At 61.8% G+C, this 16124-nt stretch carries 12 protein-coding genes; 7 read left to right on the top strand and 5 right to left on the bottom strand.

All coding sequences use genetic code 11. The annotated features are described in order from the left end of the window. The first annotated feature begins 136 nt into the window (after window positions 1–136). The 4 genes from ATE40_RS09130 to ATE40_RS09115 all read left to right on the top strand — a co-directional run bounded on the left by ATE40_RS09130 (window position 137) and on the right by ATE40_RS09115 (window position 4869). On the top strand, window positions 137–610 hold the full coding sequence (locus ATE40_RS09130; RefSeq protein WP_019455406.1) for a (2Fe-2S)-binding protein: 474 nt from the start codon (window positions 137–139) through the stop codon (window positions 608–610). Then, window positions 607–2865: a xanthine dehydrogenase family protein molybdopterin-binding subunit gene (locus tag ATE40_RS09125; RefSeq protein WP_063919500.1), complete on the top strand. Its 2259-nt coding sequence runs from the start codon at window positions 607–609 to the stop codon at window positions 2863–2865. Before ATE40_RS09130 ends, ATE40_RS09125 begins: the two co-directional genes overlap by 4 nt. 27 nt (window positions 2866–2892) lie before the next feature. Continuing rightward, window positions 2893–4191, top strand: a complete 1299-nt coding sequence (locus ATE40_RS09120; protein ID WP_063919499.1) for a c-type cytochrome — start codon at window positions 2893–2895, stop codon at window positions 4189–4191. A gap of 72 nt (window positions 4192–4263) precedes the next feature. Then, window positions 4264–4869: a nitroreductase family protein gene (locus ATE40_RS09115; protein ID WP_063919498.1), complete on the top strand. Its 606-nt coding sequence runs from the start codon at window positions 4264–4266 to the stop codon at window positions 4867–4869. A 208-nt stretch (window positions 4870–5077) separates the two neighbouring features. Here ATE40_RS09115 and ATE40_RS09110 read toward each other — a convergent pair whose 3' ends face one another. Continuing rightward, on the bottom strand, window positions 5078–5650 hold the full coding sequence (locus ATE40_RS09110; protein ID WP_025159761.1) for a hypothetical protein: 573 nt from the start codon (window positions 5648–5650) through the stop codon (window positions 5078–5080). 133 nt (window positions 5651–5783) lie between these two features. Beyond that, a complete protein-coding gene (locus ATE40_RS09105) occupies window positions 5784–6713 on the bottom strand; it encodes a DMT family transporter (protein ID WP_063919497.1) in 930 nt (309 codons plus the stop codon). Between the two features lie 144 nt (window positions 6714–6857). Between ATE40_RS09105 and ATE40_RS09100 the strand changes: the two genes are divergently transcribed. Together ATE40_RS09100 and ATE40_RS09095 are read left to right on the top strand one after the other, a co-directional pair. After that, complete coding sequence (locus ATE40_RS09100; RefSeq protein WP_071891995.1) at window positions 6858–7412, top strand: helix-turn-helix domain-containing protein; 555 nt, start codon at window positions 6858–6860, stop codon at window positions 7410–7412. A gap of 123 nt (window positions 7413–7535) precedes the next feature. Beyond that, the gene (locus ATE40_RS09095) at window positions 7536–9461 is read left to right on the top strand and encodes a DUF3857 domain-containing protein (RefSeq protein ID WP_063919495.1); all 1926 of its coding nucleotides are present in this window, start codon (window positions 7536–7538) and stop codon (window positions 9459–9461) included. Window positions 9462–9530: 69 nt separating this feature from the next. Here the strand turns inward: ATE40_RS09095 and ATE40_RS09090 are convergent, their stop codons facing one another. The 3 genes from ATE40_RS09090 to ATE40_RS09080 all read right to left on the bottom strand — a co-directional run bounded on the left by ATE40_RS09090 (window position 9531) and on the right by ATE40_RS09080 (window position 14731). Next, window positions 9531–11825, bottom strand: a complete 2295-nt coding sequence (locus ATE40_RS09090; RefSeq protein ID WP_063919494.1) for an FdhF/YdeP family oxidoreductase — start codon at window positions 11823–11825, stop codon at window positions 9531–9533. Window positions 11826–12031: 206 nt separating this feature from the next. Beyond that, the gene (gene ggt, locus ATE40_RS09085) at window positions 12032–13705 is read right to left on the bottom strand and encodes a gamma-glutamyltransferase (protein WP_063919493.1); all 1674 of its coding nucleotides are present in this window, start codon (window positions 13703–13705) and stop codon (window positions 12032–12034) included. A 162-nt stretch (window positions 13706–13867) separates the two neighbouring features. Beyond that, on the bottom strand, window positions 13868–14731 hold the full coding sequence (locus tag ATE40_RS09080) for a LysR substrate-binding domain-containing protein (RefSeq protein ID WP_063919492.1): 864 nt from the start codon (window positions 14729–14731) through the stop codon (window positions 13868–13870). A gap of 143 nt (window positions 14732–14874) precedes the next feature. Between ATE40_RS09080 and ATE40_RS09075 the strand changes: the two genes are divergently transcribed. Further along, a complete protein-coding gene (locus ATE40_RS09075) occupies window positions 14875–16005 on the top strand; it encodes an agmatine deiminase family protein (RefSeq protein WP_063919491.1) in 1131 nt (376 codons plus the stop codon). Window positions 16006–16124: the final 119 nt, after the last annotated feature.

Below are 16124 nucleotides of genomic sequence, written 5' to 3'. Positions count from 1 at the left end.
CTTTTCGTTAAAGCCGTCACGGCTACATTCCCTTAACATTATCAGGTCTTTTGACGATAATGATAAATATCTTGCCTGGCTGCTCATGGCAACGATGCTACGGATTAAATCCGTTAATTTGAGGGATAGTTTCACCATGGAAATCAATGTTAACGGCCGAGTGGTTCCACTCGGCGACGTCTCGCCCGATACGCCGCTGCTGTACGTGTTACGCAACGATCTGCAATTGAACGGCCCCAAATACGGCTGCGGCCTGGGGGAGTGCGGCGCCTGCACGGTGCTGCTCAACGGCGTCGCCGCACGTTCTTGCTCAATGCCGCTGTCCGCGGTAGGCAACCAATCGGTCACCACGCTGGAGGGCCTGGGAACATCGGAAGCGCTGCATCCGGTGCAGCAGGGATTTATCGATGAGCAGGCGGCGCAATGCGGCTACTGCGCCAACGGCATGATCATGACGCTGGTCGCGCTGTTCGAACGTGAACCCGAGGCGGACGAACAGGCAGTCAAGAAAGAGCTGGCCTATAACCTGTGCCGCTGCGGCACCCATCTTGAGATTTTGCGCGCCGCCGAACGCGCTCGCGAACTGCTGGCAGCGCGGAGGCAAGCATGAGCCGTCTCGAACTGACCCGCCGACAGCTGCTGCAGGCCGGCGGTGTGGTGATGGTCAGCAGCCTGCTGCCCGCATCGTTTAACGCCTTCGCCGCCGAACCCGCCTCAACGCCCGCCGATCTGCCGCTGGACAGGGTGGACAGCTTTATCAGCCTCACCGCCGACGGGCGGGTGACGGCATTCAACGGCCACGTCGATCTGGGCACCGGCATTCGCACCGCGCTGGCGCAGATCGTCGCCGATGAAATCTGCGTGCCGTTCGAGCAAGTGACGATGATCCTTGGCGATACGCAACGCACGCCGGATCAGGGGCCGACCATCGCCAGCGCCACCATTCAGGTGACGTCGGTGCCGCTGCGGCAGGCGGCGGCGCAGGTGCGCCACATGCTGACGGCGCTGGCGGCCAAGGCTTTCGAACTGCCGGCCGAACAGTTGACGACGGCGGCCGGCCACGTGTTTGTGACGCAACAGCCGGGGCGATCGTTGAGCTATGCGCAACTGGCGAGCGGGCAGAATCTGCACGTCGCGTTGGATAAAAATGTTCAGCTGAACAGCGAACAACAGAACCGTTATGTCGGCCGCGCCGTCGCCCGGGTCGATATTCCGGCCAAAGTGAGCGGCGCGCTGACCTATGTGCACGATCTGCGCCTGCCCGGCATGTTGCATGGCCGGGTGGTGCGCCCACCTTATGTGGGCGCAGACAGCAGCGCGCCGCTGGGCGGCGGCCTGTTGTCAGTGGATGAAGGGTCGATCTCGCACCTGCCGGGCATCGTGAGAATGGTGGTGATCAACGATTTCATCGGCATCGTGGCCGAGCGCGAAGAGCAGGCGATCGCCGCCATGCGCCAGCTGAAAACCGAATGGAAATCCTGGGCCGGGTTGCCGGATCTGTCGCCTGAAGCGCTGCCCGCCGCGCTGGAGGCCAATCCGAAAAACGACCGCGTGTTGCGCGACGATGCGGGCACGGACGCCGCGCTGGCGGCACTGCATACCGAAGTGCGGGCAGACTATGTCTGGCCCTACCATCAGCACGCCTCGATCGGCCCTTCCTGCGCGGTCGCCGACGTTAAAGACGGGCGGGCGCAGGTGTGGTCTGGCACGCAAAATCCGCACGATCTGCGCAAAGACATCGCCAGGCTGCTCGAGCTGCCGTCCGAGCAGGTGCACATCACCCGCATGGAGGCCTCCGGTTGCTATGGCCGCAACTGCGCCGATGACGTTTCGGCGGACGCGGCCCTGCTGGCGCGGGCGACCGGTCGCCCGGTGCGGGTACAGCTGATGCGCGAACAGGAGTCCGGCTGGGAGCCGAAGGGCACCGGCCAGCTGATCCGGGTGCGCGGCGGTCTGGACGCGCAAAACCGGGTGGCGGCCTACGAGCTGAAAACCAGCTATCCCTCCAACAACGCCGTGACCCTGCCGTTGGTGTTAACCGGCAAAGTGGCCAACCGGGCCGATGTGCAGCAAATGGGCGATCGCACCGCCATTCCGCAATACGACTACCCGCACATGCGGGTGATTTGTCAGGACGCTGCGCCGATCGTACGGGCGTCGTGGATGCGAGGCGTATCGGCCTTGCCCAACGTGTTCGCTCACGAATCCTGGATCGACGAGCTGGCCTGGCGTGCCGGCGAGGATCCGATCGCCTTCCGCCTGCGTTATCTGAACGATCCGCGCGCGGTGGCCCTGATCGAGGCCCTGAAGCGGCAGGCGAACTGGCAAGACGGCCCGGCGCACCGGTCGCGCGCCGCCGGCGCCGAAGTGGTGAGCGGCCGCGGCTTCGCCTATGCGCGCTATTTCCACAGCAAATTCCCTGGCTTTGGCGCCGCCTGGGCGGCCTGGGTGTGCGATCTTCGCGTCAATCGCCTTTCCGGGCAGATCACGCTCGATAAAGTCTTCGTGGCGCACGACTGCGGTCGCATGATCAACCCGGCCGGGGTGCGCCATCAGGTGCATGGCAACATCATCCAGTCCGCCAGCCGGGTGCTGAAAGAGTTCGTGACCTTCAACGAGACGGGCGTGACGTCATTGGACTGGGGAGGGTATCCCATCCTGCGCTTTGACGAACTGCCGCAGATCGATATCCAACTGATCGACCGTCCGGACGAAGCGCCGATGGGCGCCGGAGAGTCTGCCTCGGTGCCGAGTGCGGCGGCGATTGGCAACGCACTGTTTGACGCGCTCGGCGTGCGCCTGCGCGAGGTGCCGTTCACGCCGGCACGCGTACTGGCCGCGCTGCGTGCTCAGGCCGGTCACTAAACCCCGTCACGAACAAGGACAGCAATCATGAACAAGATGAAAAAGATCGCCGGATGGGGCGGCGTAACGGTGCTCGCCGTTGTGGTGGCCGGCGTTGTCGCCAGCTGGCAGCCGGAAATCGCGCCGCTTGCCGCCAATGCGACGCACAGCTTCAGCCAGGCGCAGATCGCGCGCGGCAAAACGCTGGCCGATCTCGGCGACTGCGCGGTGTGCCATACCCGCTCGGGCGGCGAGCGCAATACCGGCGGGCTGGCGATGGAGATCCCGTTCGGCACCATTTACACCACCAACATCACGCCGGACGTGGAAACCGGCATCGGCAGCTGGAGCTACGCGGCGTTTGAGCGCGCCATGCGGCACGGCGTCGATCGGCAGGGGCGCTATCTCTATCCGGCGTTTCCCTATACCGCCTTTACCCGCACCAGCGACGCCGATCTGCAGGCGCTGTACGCCTACCTGATGTCGCAGCCAGCGGTGAAATCTCGGCCGCCGGCCACCGATTTGCACTTCCCGTTCAATATTCGTCAGGGCATCTTCGCCTGGAACTGGCTGTTCCTGACGCCGGGCGCGATGAAGGAAGATCCTGCTCAGAGCGCCGACTGGAACCGCGGCGCTTACCTGGTCGAAGGGCTGGGGCACTGCAGCGCCTGCCATTCGCCGCGCAACGTGCTGTTCGGTGAGAAAACCGGCGCCGATCACCTGGCGGGCGGAGTGGCGGAAGGCTGGACAGCGCCGGCGTTGACCGCTCGCTCGCCTGCGCCGCTCGTCTGGACGCAGCAGGATCTGGTCGATTTCATGCGCACCGGCTACTCGGCCAACCACGGCGTCGCCGCCGGCCCGATGGCGCCGGTGATCGAAGAAGGGATGTCACGCTTGCCGCAGGCCGATCTGCAGGCGATCGCCGTCTATCTGCGCAGCTATCATCCTGAAACGGCGTCGGGCGCGACGGCGGCAGCCTTGAACGCCCAGGCGGAGCGCCAGGTTGAGCCCTTGAATTCGCAAGGGGCACGGCTGTTTTCCGGCGCCTGCATGGCTTGCCATGCGCAGGAGAAAGGCGCGCAGATGGCGGGGGTGCGGCCGTCTCTGGCGCTGAATACCAACCTGTTCGCCGCCACGCCGGACAACGCCATTCGCGTGGTGCTGGATGGCATACAGCGGCCGGCCAACGCCGAACTGGGCTATATGCCGGGCTTCCGCTATAACCTGGATGACGCGCAGATCGCCATACTGCTCAACTACCTGCGGCAGCACTACGCCGGTCAGTCGCCGTGGCCTGACTTGAAGGCGGAGGTCGGCCGTTTGCGCGCCGAAACCGCGCAGAAATAGCCGCCGGGGGCTGGACAGCCGCGCCGGGTTGGCGACAATAGGCGTTTTCACATGGATAGAGGCAGTAATAAAATGAATACGTTAGATGCGATCCGCCAGCGCCGCGCCACCAAGCAGTTCGATACGCAGCACGCGATGACGTTCGAAGAGAAAAAAGCGTTGCTGACCATCGCGCTGCAGGGGGCGCCCAGCGCTTTCAACCTGCAGCATTGGCGCCCGCTGCTGATCGAAGATCGCGCGCAGCGCGAGAAAATTCGCGAGGCGGCGTGGGGGCAGGCGCAGGTGACCGACGCGTCGATGCTGGTCGTGCTGTGCGGCGATCTGTCGAGCTGGGAATCACAGGTAAAAAACGTCTGGGCCGAAGCGGCGGAGCCGGTACAACAGTTTATGATCCCGGCCGTCGATCAGTACTATCGCGGCAAGCCGCAGGTGCAGCGCGACGAAGTCATGCGCAGCAGCGGCATTTTCGCCCAGACGCTGATGCTGGCGGCCAAGGCTCAAGGCTACGACTCTTGCCCGATGGACGGTTTTGATTTCGACGCCGTGGGTGAGATTATCAATAAACCGGCGCATTATCAGATCGCACTGATGGTCGCCATCGGCAAGGCGGCGGGGCAACCTTATCCGCGCATCGGCAAGCTGCCGTTCGACGAGGTGGTGAAAACCGACCGCTTCTGATCTGAGCGCTAAATGGCAAAAGGGAAGGCGCAAGCCTTCCCTTATTTTTTGTGACGCACAGTTCGTTCCAATAGCTGAAACGAATGCGCCGTTGCAGGCGGTGATGCCACATAGAACACTCCTTCTACCCTACACGGTGTAAATAAATAACACCGCGCCTGGCACAAGGCGAATGCCTTATTGTGCATAGCTTGCCCGGCGAGCGGGATTAGCGATATTTGTTGACGTTGGCCACGGCGGAATCTAACGACGTTACCTTATATTTCCAATAGGTTATTTTATTGGCCTGCGCTGCGCCCACCGCACCGAAATAGGCTTGCCACGCCGTGCCGCTGGTCAACAAATCGGTAAACATCTGCCCCAGGTCGGTGACGCTCCACAGGGTACGGTAGCCTTTCACCGCAGAAGGTGCCGGCGGCGTATGCTGAACATAGTCGCCAACCGAATACCGGTTCTCGTAGGCCATAAATACGGTGTAGACCCGTCCGTGCGGCGCCGTATGCTGGTACCAGGGGATCACCACAAAATGGTGTACGGGAGGGCCAATCATAAAATGCCAAACGGCGGTTTCCGAGTTCGCCCCAGCAAAGCCCAGCGCGATATTGATATTCTTTTGCATATCACGGTTATTTTCGATCGTGGTTCCGGCTCCGCTGTCGTCTTGCGTTTTACCATAAACGGCCCGGCTCATTTGGGCGGGAACGCCCGGGCAATTGTTTATTGCCATCAGAAAACGATTGCTGACAATGGCATTAATTAATGTTTCACCGGTATTGCTCATATTGATATTTCTCCACACGCAAGATAAATAATCTAATTATTGGCAAGATTAATAATTAGCATGGATTAAATATACTGAATGACGGCGTCGATAATAAGGTTAGACAAAAATCGCCCTTGGCATTCGTTTATGTTCACTTATTTTCTGCGTCACGATGACGGGTTCGGCTGCCGTTAATGAGGGGGCCAGGTCTGTGGGTGAATGGACGTTTATTGAACATCATGCCCGCCGCCGCGCCGAGAATGGCCAGCGTACCCAGCAGCTGCAGCAGGCTGAGGCGATGGCCGAACACCGCCCAGTCCACCACGATCGCCACCGCCGGGTAGATAAACGACAGGGTGCCGACCAGAGAGGTGGGGATTTTCTGGATAGCGCCGTAGAGCAACGTGGACATAACCCCGGTATGCACCAGTCCGATGGTCGCCAGCAGCAGCCAATCGGTCGGTTCTGCGGGAAGGTGGGCCAGACCGGCGAACGGCGCCATCGCCAAGGCGCCGACGGTCAACTGAATCAACACGATCAGCTGCGGCGGCAGCGCGGCCAGCTGTTTGACAATCGCCGCCGCAATGGCGTACATCAGGGCCGCGCCCAGCGCCAGCGCCACGCCGAGCAGGTAATCACCGCTGTCGCCGCCGCTTTGCCGGCCGGTGACCATCAGCACCATCCCCGCAAACGCCAGCACAAGCCAGCCCAACTGATTGATCGTCAGCTTTTCGCCGAACAGCAACGCCCCCAGCGCCACCAACATGAACGGTTGCACATGGTAGGTGACGGTGGCGACGGCGATCGAAGCATGCGCATAGGCGGCAAACAGCAGCGTCCAATTGAGCACCAGCGCGATGCCGCCCAGGATGGCGAAGGCCAGCTGTCGCCGGTTGATCGCACCCTGTTTTAACTGGCCGAGCGCGGCGCAGGTGGCCAGCATCGCCATCGAGCCAAACGCGCAGCGCCAAAATACCACCGTGGCGGGCGGCTGCCCTAACACCAGCACCGGCCAACCGACGGTGCCAGAAATCATCATGGCGAGGATCATTTGTGCCGCGCCGCGCGTTTTCGCTTTCATGGGGTTTCCCTCGTCGCCTGACCGCGCTTGCGGTGAAACGGGTTAATCATTAAAATGAACAATCGAACATTATGATGAACACAGATGCACTTGTTCGTCAAGTTGAACAAACGTTTTATATAGCGAACAGTGAGTGACAATCAGATGCAGAAAATTACGCCTATCGGCCTGCTGTCGGCGGCGATCCGCCGCGAGCGGGAGCGGTTAAATCTGTCGGTGACCGAACTGGCAAAACGCGCGGGCATCGCCAAGTCCACGCTGTCGCAGCTCGAAGCCGGCAGCGGCAACCCCAGCCTGGAAACGCTGTGGGCGCTGGCGATGGCGCTGGACGTGCCGGTCAGCCGGTTGATTTCGCAGCCGAGCAGGCAGGTGCAAGTGATCCGCGCCCATGAGGGAACGCCGGCGCTGTCGGAGCAGGGCAACTACGCCGCCACGCTGTTGGCGACTTGCCCACCGGGGGCGCAACGCGATATTTATCGGCTGCGGGTGCAGCCCGGCGAAGTGAAACTCTCCCGGCCGCATCCCCCCGGCACCGTTGAGCATGTGATCATCAGCAGCGGGCGCGCGCGCCTGGGGCCGGCGGATCAGCCGCTGGAGCTGAGCGCCGGCGATTACATCAGCTACTCGGCCGATCGCGAACATGTATTCGAAGCGCTGGAGCCGGAGACCACCGCCGTGATGCTGATCGAACAGGGCTAACCCGGGCGTTGAAGGTCCGTTTATTGAAAATGATTCTCAATTATATTAGTGTGCCCGCCTGTTTTGACGCCGGGACGAGCGGGTAGCCCGGCGTCGCCGTTTATTGCCCTTCAAGGACCGAAGATGAAAATCGCTATTCCTTCCATACTGTTACTCGCCGGTTTGACGGCGACGCACCCGGCCACCGTGTTGGCGGTTGCCGCGCCTGCGGCGGCAGAGCAAGGCCAGAACGACACGGCCAACAATGATTTCAGCTTCGTGCGCTATCGCGCGGATTACCGCGTCAACGCCAACGCCACCAACGTGAAAACGGAAAGCTACGAGGTGCTGCTAAAGACCAAGGCGGCGATCGAGAAATTCAGCCAGATTCGCCTGAGCTACAGCGAAAAAATGGAAACGCTCGAGGTGGTCGCCGCCTATACGCTGACCGCCGACGGCCAACGCCACGATGTGGCGCCCGACCGCATCTATACCCAGGAGAGCTACTCCAGCGCCACGGCGCCGCTGTACGCCGATCGCAAGGTGCGCGTCATCGTGTTTTCCAACCTGGCGCCGGGCTCGCGCGTGGTGTATGAGCTGCGCCGCACGCAAAACACGCCGTATTTTCCCGACTATTTCGGCCTGTGGGAAACGTTCAGCGTCTTCGATCAGTTCGACGACGCCGAAGTGACCCTGCAGGCGCCGGCCAAGCTGCCGATGCATATTTTCACCCGCGGCGTGGCGGGTGGCGACCAGCCGCAGATCCGCGGCGGACAGGCGCACTGGCGCTGGCATTATTCGCGCAGCGCGCCGATGAAGGCGCAAAACTGGGCGGCGGACAGCTGGACCTTCAGCCCGACCATCATGGCCAGCACCTACCGCGATTGGCCGCAGTTGGCCAAGGCCTACCAGCTGAAGGCCGGCGCGGCGGCGAAGGTGACGCCGGGCATTCAGGCGCTGGCGGACAACATCACCGCCGGCATCAGCGATCGGCGCCAGCAGGCGGAGGCGCTCTATCGCTGGGTGGCGCAAAACATTCGCTATGTGGCGGTGTATCTGGGCAACGGTGGGCTGGAGCCGAATTCGGCGCAGAGCATTCTCGATAACCACTACGGCGACTGTAAGGATCACGTGGTGATCCTGGAAGCGTTGCTCGCCGCCAAGGGCATCGAAAGCTCGCCGGTGCTGATCGGCATGGACGAAGGCCCGATACTGCCTAAAGTGCCGCTGCTCAGCCGCTTTAATCACGCCATCACCTACGTGCCCGAGTTCAAACTGTACCTGGACTCCACCAACCCTTGGGCGCGGTTCGGCCAGCTGCCGGAAGGCGACCTGGGCGCGCCGGTGCTGCTGACGCGCGACGCCAAACTGGCGCGCACGCCGGGCAGCGACGAGCAACCGGTCAAGAGCGCGTTGAGCGTCGATTTCGTGTTCGACAAGGCTGGCAACCTGCAGGGGGAGACCGAGTGTCGGCTAAGCGAAGTGGAAGAGATTGACCTTCGGGGCTACTTTTCGCAGATCAACCGGCAGAACCGGGCGCAGGCCGAAGCGTCAATCATGTCCGCATCCGGCATCGACGGCAGCGGCGAGGTGGCGATGAACAGCGATCCGTTGGATCTCAAGAAACAGTTCGGTTACCGCTTCCGCTTCAAGGCGGACGACTACGTCGATTTCGGCGTGGTGGGCGGCATGACCTTGCCCAATCCGCCCGGCGGCAAATCGTTCCGCACGCTGTATACCACCACGGCGGCGCCGGGCAACGAAACCCCGTTCTACTGCAGCGCGCAGCGCTACGACGAAACCTACCGCCTGCAGCTGCCGGCCAACGTGCCGATCATCGCCATTCCGCAAGACAGGCAGTTCCGCAATGCGGCGGGCGACTATCGCGTCGAGTGGCGCCGCGACGGGCAGCAGGTGATCGTCAATCACCGCCTGCAGGTAAACGCCATTCGCGGCAAGGAAGCGCTGTGCCAGGCGCAGGATTACCCGGCGTTCCGCGAGCTGTTCCAGCAGGTGCGGCGCGGTTTCCGTGGCCAGGTGGTTTACGGCGAGTTGGCCAACGGCAAATAAGCCGATGTCCGTAGCTGGATAAAAAAAGGCCCCCAGACAGACAAGAGTTTGGGGGCCGTAGCGCTCCCTCTAGGCGATATCGACCGCGCGCACCTCTTTGGATCTCAATTTCACCCGGATTGGCACCGATTTGTACGAAGGCGTGCCGCTTTCCTCATCGATGTAATGCAACGGCACCAGCACGTTGGCCTCCGGATAATAGGCGCCGACCGATCCGGCCGAGATGTTGTAGGCGATCACCGTGATGCCTTCCAGGCGTTGAGTGCAACCGGGCAACGCCGTTTCCAGGTCGACCACGTCGCCATGTTCCAACCCCAAACGTTGCAGATCGCTGTCATTCATGAACAGCACGTCGCGCCGGCCGAAAACCCCGCGGTAGCGATCGTCCAGAGCATAGATGGTGGTGTTGTACTGATCGTGGCTGCGCAGGGTGATCAGCCGCAGTGTATCTTGTTCCGCCGCAATCTGGTCTTCGTGCAGCCCGCTGAACACCGAAAACATCGCTTTGCCCGTCGCCGTCGGCCACTGGCGCTCGGTCGGCGGCAACGGCATGCGGAAACCGCCCGGTTGGCGAATGCGCGCGTTGTAATCGTCGAAACCCGGTATGGTTTTTTCGATCAGATCGCGTATCACGTCGTAATCTTCGATCAGCTCATCCCAGGGCACTTTGCTGGCGGGCATCACCGCTTTGGCCATGCCGGCCACAATGGCGGGTTCCGAACGCAGCCATTCCGACGCCGGTTTTAATTTGCCGGACGACGCGTGCACCATCGACATCGAATCCTCCACCGTCACCGATTGCCGTCCGCCGGCCTGCAGGTCCAGCTCGGTACGGCCCAGGCAGGGCAGAATGAGGGTTTCTTTCGCCACCAACAGATGGCTGCGATTGAGTTTGGTGCCGATATGCACGCTTAACTCCAGCGCCTTCATCGCCGGGAAGCTCTGTTCGGGGTCCGGCAGCGCCACGGCGAAGTTGCCGCCCAGGCAGATTAATGCCTTCGAAGCGCCGTCGATCATCGCCTGCATGCACTTCACGGCGTCGTGACCGTGGGCTTTGGGCGGCGTGAAGCCAAACACCGTTTCCAGCTTCGCCAAAAATTCGGCCGAGGGTTTTTCGGTGATGCCGACGGTGCGGTTGCCCTGCACGTTAGAGTGGCCGCGCAGCGGGCAAATACCGGCGCCCGGTTTGCCGATGTTGCCGCGCAGCAGCAGCAGGTCGGCGATCAGGCGCACGTTGGCCGTCCCTTTATTGTGCTGCGTAATGCCCATGCCGTAGGTGACAATGGTGGCGTTGGATTTTGCGTAGGCGGCGGCCACCTGTTCCAGATCCTGGCGCGCCAGGCCGCTCTCCGCCTCGATGGCTTCCCAGCGGGTGGCCGCCAGATCGGCGGCGAAAGCCGCAAACCCTTCCGTGTGCTGGGCGATGAAAGCGTGATCCACGGCATTGCCTTGTGTTTCATCCAGCTGCAGTAGCGCTTTGGCGATGCCTTTGAGCGCCGCGGCGTCGCCGCCGGCTTTAACCTGATAGTAGGTTGACGCGATAGGCGTCGAACTGTAGGTCGCCATTTCGATGACGTTTTGTGGATCGGTGAAGCGCTCGAGCGCCCGCTCGCGCAGCGGATTAAACACGATGATCGGCACCTTTTTACGCGCCAGCTCATGCAGCGTGCCCATCATGCGCGGGTGATTGGTGCCCGGATTGTGGCCGATGGAGATAACCAGCTCCGCGCTGTCAAAGTCGTCCAGCGAGACGGTGCCTTTGCCGATGCCGATCGACTGCGGCAGGCCAACGCTGGTCGGTTCATGGCACATGTTGGAGCAGTCGGGAAAGTTATTGCTGCCAAATTCGCGCGCAAACAGCTGGAACAGGTAGGCCGCCTCATTGGACGCCCGGCCGGAGGTATAAAATTCCACCTGTTCCGGCGGCAGCGTCTGCAAAACGGCGGCGATGCGTTGGAACGCCTCGTCCCAGGCCAGCGGGCGCAGGGTGTCCGTGCCGGCGTCATAAAACAGGGGCGTGGTCAGCCGGCCATAGTCTTCCAACTGGTAATCGGTTTTCTGCAGCAGTGACGCCACGGTATTTTGCGCCAGAAACTCGGGCGTCACCCGTTTGCTGGTCGCTTCCCAGGTCACGGCTTTGGCGCCGTTCTCGCAAAACTGGAAGGTGGAGCGATGTTCTTTATCCGGCCATGCGCATCCCGGGCAATCAAACCCGTCGGGTTGATTGGTGCGCATCAGCGTCACCGGCGCCTCGAAGGTATCCATCTGCGTGCGCACGGCGATGGCCGTCGCTTTCAGCGCGCCCCAACCGCCGGCGGGCCCATCGTAGGGATGAACACCGGGTACTGCTCGTCTTTTCGCCATTGTCGATTGCCTCCGATACCGCTTACGATAAATGCAGGTGATTGATTTACTATAAGTATTATTCTTATCGTCCAAGACGGAACGCAGGCGCCGGCGTGTTTAAACGCGGGCCTGTCGCTTCAGTATAGATGAGTGAAAAAGGGCGCAGCGGCAGTCTGTGCGGGGGAGTGGCGGCCCGTTGTGCCTGAGGCGGGCCGCCGGACGCGTTACTTTTTCACCACCAGGCCCACGCCGCGGCCGCGCGGATCTGAGGCGGTTTCCGGCGTGCGGCCATCGATGCGGATGACCTGAATATCGCCCATGTTCCAGCCCTGATCTTCCAGGGTGTAGCCCATGGCTTTCAGTTCGTCTGCCGGTTTGCCGGTCAGCGGCGCGAAACTGTCGTAGTACAGGGTGTCCTTCGGCAGCAGCTGATGGTGCACGCGCTGGGCGGCGACCGCCTGTGCCAGCGGCAGGTGGTAATCGTAGAGGTTATTGATCACCTGGAAGATCGAAGTGAAGATGCGCGAACCGCCCGGGGTGCCGATCACCAGGCTGACGTCGCCGTCGCGCGTGATGATGGTCGGGCTCATTGAGGAGAGCATGCGTTTGCCCGGCTCGATGGCGTTGGCGTCGCTGCCCACCACGCCAAAGGCATTGGCGACGCCCGGTTTGGCGCTGAAGTCATCCATCTCGTCGTTGAGCAGGAAGCCGGCGCCTTTGACCACCACGCCGCTGCCGAAGTCCCAGTTGAGCGTATAGGTGTTGCTGACGGCGTTGCCGGCGGCATCGACGATCGAGAAATGGGTGGTTTGGTGGGTTTCCAGCCCCGGCCGCACCTGCTCGGTCGGCGAGATCGCCGTCGGGTTGATCTCGGCGGCGCGTTTTTGCAGGTAGTCGGGGGCGATCAGCTGCGCTTCCGGCACTTTAGTGAAATCCGGATCGCCGAGGTAGTCAGCGCGATCGGCGAACACGCGTTTTTCGATCTCCGCCAGCAGGTGGATATAGCGCGCCGAGTTCAGCGGCACGCCCTTGAAGTCAGCGGCGCGATCTTCTTTTATCCCCAGCAGTTGCGCCAGCGCAATGCCGCCGGAGCTGGGCAGCGGGGCGGTATACACGGTGTTGCCGCGCCAGCTGATGCGCATCGGTTCACGCCATTTCACTCGATAATCGGCCAGATCCGCCGCGCCGATCAGCCCGTTGTCGCGCTGCATTTGCGCCACCAGCAGGCGGGCAGTTTCGCCGCGATAAAAATCGTCGGCGCCCGATTTGGCGATGCGCTCGAGAGTGGCAGCCAGCTCCGGCTGTTTGAACACCGTGCCGGGTTTCATGGCGCCGAAATAGTCGCCGAAGTTGGTTTTACCGGCGAACAGCTTGTTGGCGTCTTCACGGTACTGATACTGCTGATCCGCCACCTGAAAACCTTGCCTGGCGTAACCGATCGCCGGCGTCAGCAGCTCGGCCCAGGGCAGTTTGCCGAAGCGTTTATGGGCTTCCCACAACCCCAGCACGGTGCCCGGCACGCCGGCGGCGCGGCTGCCCACCAGGCTGAGATTTTCGATCACTTCTCCTTTCTCGTTCAGATACATGGTCTTGCTGGCGGCCTTGGGCGCCACTTCGCGGTAGTCGAGAAAATAGGGCTTGCCGTCGACGTACAGCGTCATAAAGCCGCCGCCGCCGATATTGCCGGCTTCAGGGTAGGTCACCGCGAGGGTAAAGGCGGTGGCGACCGCCGCATCGACCGCGTTGCCGCCGGCCTGCAGAATTTGCGCGGCGACTTTTGCGCCATACTGATCCGGAGCGGCGACCGCGCCGGCGGTCAGATCGGCGGCAAAGGCGGCGGGAAGGGAGCAAACAAGGGTCACGCTCAGAGCTATCGTTTTCAATAAACCGGCAGACATAGGCAATCCTTTTAGCGATGTTCAGTTATCAGGTGAATTCAGCTAATTATTTCTGAAACAGCAGGTTAGCGCGTATTCTTTAGACTGTTGCGGCGCTTTATTGAAGGTAGCAGCGGTCAGGCGGCGGCGCCTGACCGGAATAGCGAATCGTGACGTGGCGCGTTATGCGCCGGCAGGCAGGGCCGACAACAGCCACTGGCAGAACTGTCGGGCGAGCGGGTTGTGTTCGCTGTCGCGGTGCAGCAGCCACGCCCAGTTGGCGCCGCGCACCCGCTGTTGGGTTAACGGTTGCAGCAGCCCGGCGTCGCGCGCGTGCTGCGCCAGCAGCTGGCTGACCAATGCGATGCCCAATCCCTGGCAAGCGGCGTCCAGCAGCAGGCCGGGATCGGAGAAGTTCAGCCCGCTATCGCGCTGACCGACGTGCGCGCCGCCCGCCACCGTCCAGTGGCTCCAGTCCATCTCGCGTTCGCCGTGCAGGGTGACGCGCTGCTCCGCCGTCAGCGTCAATAGGCTGGGATGGCAGGCGGGATAAAGCCGGTCGGAGCAGAGAACCTTAAAGGAGCAGTCCGCCTGCGCGCTGAGATCGTCGCGGATCGCCAGATCGACGCTGTCCGTCGCCATATCCGGCGGTTCGAAGCTGGTGAACAGCCACAGATCGACCTGCGGATGCCGCTGATTGAACTCGCCCAGCCGCGGCGTCAGCCAGTGACGGGCAAAGGCCGGCGTAGTGTTGACGATCAGCTGATTGGGTTTGCGGTACTGATCCAGACGGCGAATGCCGACGGCCAGCTGTTGCAGCATCACCTGCGCGGTGCTGAACAGATCCTGGCCGGCGTCGGTCAGCGTTACGCTGCGGCCGGTGCGAAAGAACAGAGGCTGTTCCAAAAATGCCTCAAGGCTGCGGATTTGCTGGCTGATCGCCGACTGGGTAAGGTGCAGCTCTTCGGCGGCCTGATGAAAACTGCCCAGACGCGCCGCCGCTTCAAAACCGCGCAGGGCGTTCAGAGGGGGCCAGTGTTTTAACATTATCGATAAGCCTGTCTAATCAGATATCCACTAAATATATCGTTTGTTGCGGCAGCCTGGGAAGACTAGCATGAGATTCAATTGCCGGAGAGTGAGATTCCCGGTTAACTATTTGAATTTAAATTAATTAAAAGAGGTTTTTTATGTCATCGCGTCGCACCTTCATCAAGCAGCTTTCGGCAGTGGCCGGCGTCGGCTTGACGGCATCGTTGGGCTTTCCATTACGCGGTCACGCACAAGCTGCGCTTAATCCGGCCAGGCGGATGCCCGACGAAGGGGAACCTCAGCTGCGGGCGTTTCTCGCCTTCGGCGCCCAGAAGGCCATCTGGGGCGGATTCACGGCGGATGTACAGGCGGCGCAGGGGCGCATCGCCCGTGCCATCGCCGAGTTTCAGCCGCTGACGGTATTTTGCCGCGCGCACGAACGGCAGCTGGCGGAGGCCACCTGCGGCAGCCAGAACGTCAGCTATGTCGTCACCGAGCTGGATGACATCTGGATGCGTGACATTGGCGCCAATTTCGTCGTTAACGACGCCGGTGCGCTGGGCGCGGTGGATTTCAACTTCAACGGTTGGGGCAATAAACAGCGGCATGCCAAGGATGCGCGTCTGGCGGCGTTCGCCGCCAAAAAATACGGCGTCGCTCAACCGCGCCGCAGCGCACTGGTGGGCGAAGGCGGCGGTATTGAGGTGGATGGGCGCGGCACCGGCATCATGACCGAGAGCAGTTGGGTGAATGCAAACCGTAATCCAGGCTGGAACCGCGATCGGGTGGAGCAGGAGCTGAAGGCGATGCTCGGCCTGCGTAAAATTATCTGGTTGCCGGGGATCAAAGGCCGGGACATTACCGACGCCCACGTCGATTTTTACGCTCGCTTCGTGCGGCCGGGCGTGGTGGTGGCCAACCTGGATACCGATCCGGATTCTTATGATCATGCGGTCACCCAGGCGCATCTGGCGATCCTCAAGCAGGCGACCGACGCCGACGGCCGCAAGCTGCAGGTGCATACGCTTTCGCCGCCGCTGGCGCCGCGCGACAGTCGTTTCAGCCGCAACAATCCCGATTTTGCGGCGGGCTACATCAATTACTTCGTCATCAACGGCGCGGTGATCGCCCCTGAGTTTGGCGATCCGCAGGCGGATAAAGCGGCGTTTGAGCTGCTGACGGCGCTCTATCCGCAGCGCAAAGTGGTGCAGCTGGAGATCGACGCCATCGCCGCCGGCGGGGGCGGCATTCACTGTGTGACCAGCCAGTTGCCGAAACACGACGCGTGATAGGGCGTTGATTGACACGGTCGCCGAGAGGGAGTGCCCCGGCGTCCCGTTCAACCTATCCAACATGCGGACATCCTGTGGTATTCTCTCGGCCTGACTCCATTCAATTCGGAACATTG

The organism is Serratia surfactantfaciens (assembly GCF_001642805.2).
GTDB lineage: Bacteria > Pseudomonadota > Gammaproteobacteria > Enterobacterales > Enterobacteriaceae > Serratia > Serratia surfactantfaciens.
The sequence above is the reverse complement of the archived record's forward strand: the minus strand, read 5'-3'. Positions and strand labels throughout refer to the sequence as shown.

Coding starts and splice junctions, on each gene's coding strand:
- ATE40_RS09080 (WP_063919492.1), bottom strand. CDS start 14,731: ATGTTAAAACACTGGCCCCCTCTGAACGCCCTGCGCGGTTTTGAAGCG.
- ATE40_RS09090 (WP_063919494.1), bottom strand. CDS start 11,825: ATGGCGAAAAGACGAGCAGTACCCGGTGTTCATCCCTACGATGGGCCC.
- ggt (WP_063919493.1), bottom strand. CDS start 13,705: ATGTCTGCCGGTTTATTGAAAACGATAGCTCTGAGCGTGACCCTTGTT.
- ATE40_RS09130 (WP_019455406.1), top strand. CDS start 137: ATGGAAATCAATGTTAACGGCCGAGTGGTTCCACTCGGCGACGTCTCG.
- ATE40_RS09125 (WP_063919500.1), top strand. CDS start 607: ATGAGCCGTCTCGAACTGACCCGCCGACAGCTGCTGCAGGCCGGCGGT.
- ATE40_RS09115 (WP_063919498.1), top strand. CDS start 4,264: ATGAATACGTTAGATGCGATCCGCCAGCGCCGCGCCACCAAGCAGTTC.
- ATE40_RS09110 (WP_025159761.1), bottom strand. CDS start 5,650: ATGAGCAATACCGGTGAAACATTAATTAATGCCATTGTCAGCAATCGT.
- ATE40_RS09105 (WP_063919497.1), bottom strand. CDS start 6,713: ATGAAAGCGAAAACGCGCGGCGCGGCACAAATGATCCTCGCCATGATG.
- ATE40_RS09075 (WP_063919491.1), top strand. CDS start 14,875: ATGTCATCGCGTCGCACCTTCATCAAGCAGCTTTCGGCAGTGGCCGGC.
- ATE40_RS09120 (WP_063919499.1), top strand. CDS start 2,893: ATGAACAAGATGAAAAAGATCGCCGGATGGGGCGGCGTAACGGTGCTC.
- ATE40_RS09095 (WP_063919495.1), top strand. CDS start 7,536: ATGAAAATCGCTATTCCTTCCATACTGTTACTCGCCGGTTTGACGGCG.
- ATE40_RS09100 (WP_071891995.1), top strand. CDS start 6,858: ATGCAGAAAATTACGCCTATCGGCCTGCTGTCGGCGGCGATCCGCCGC.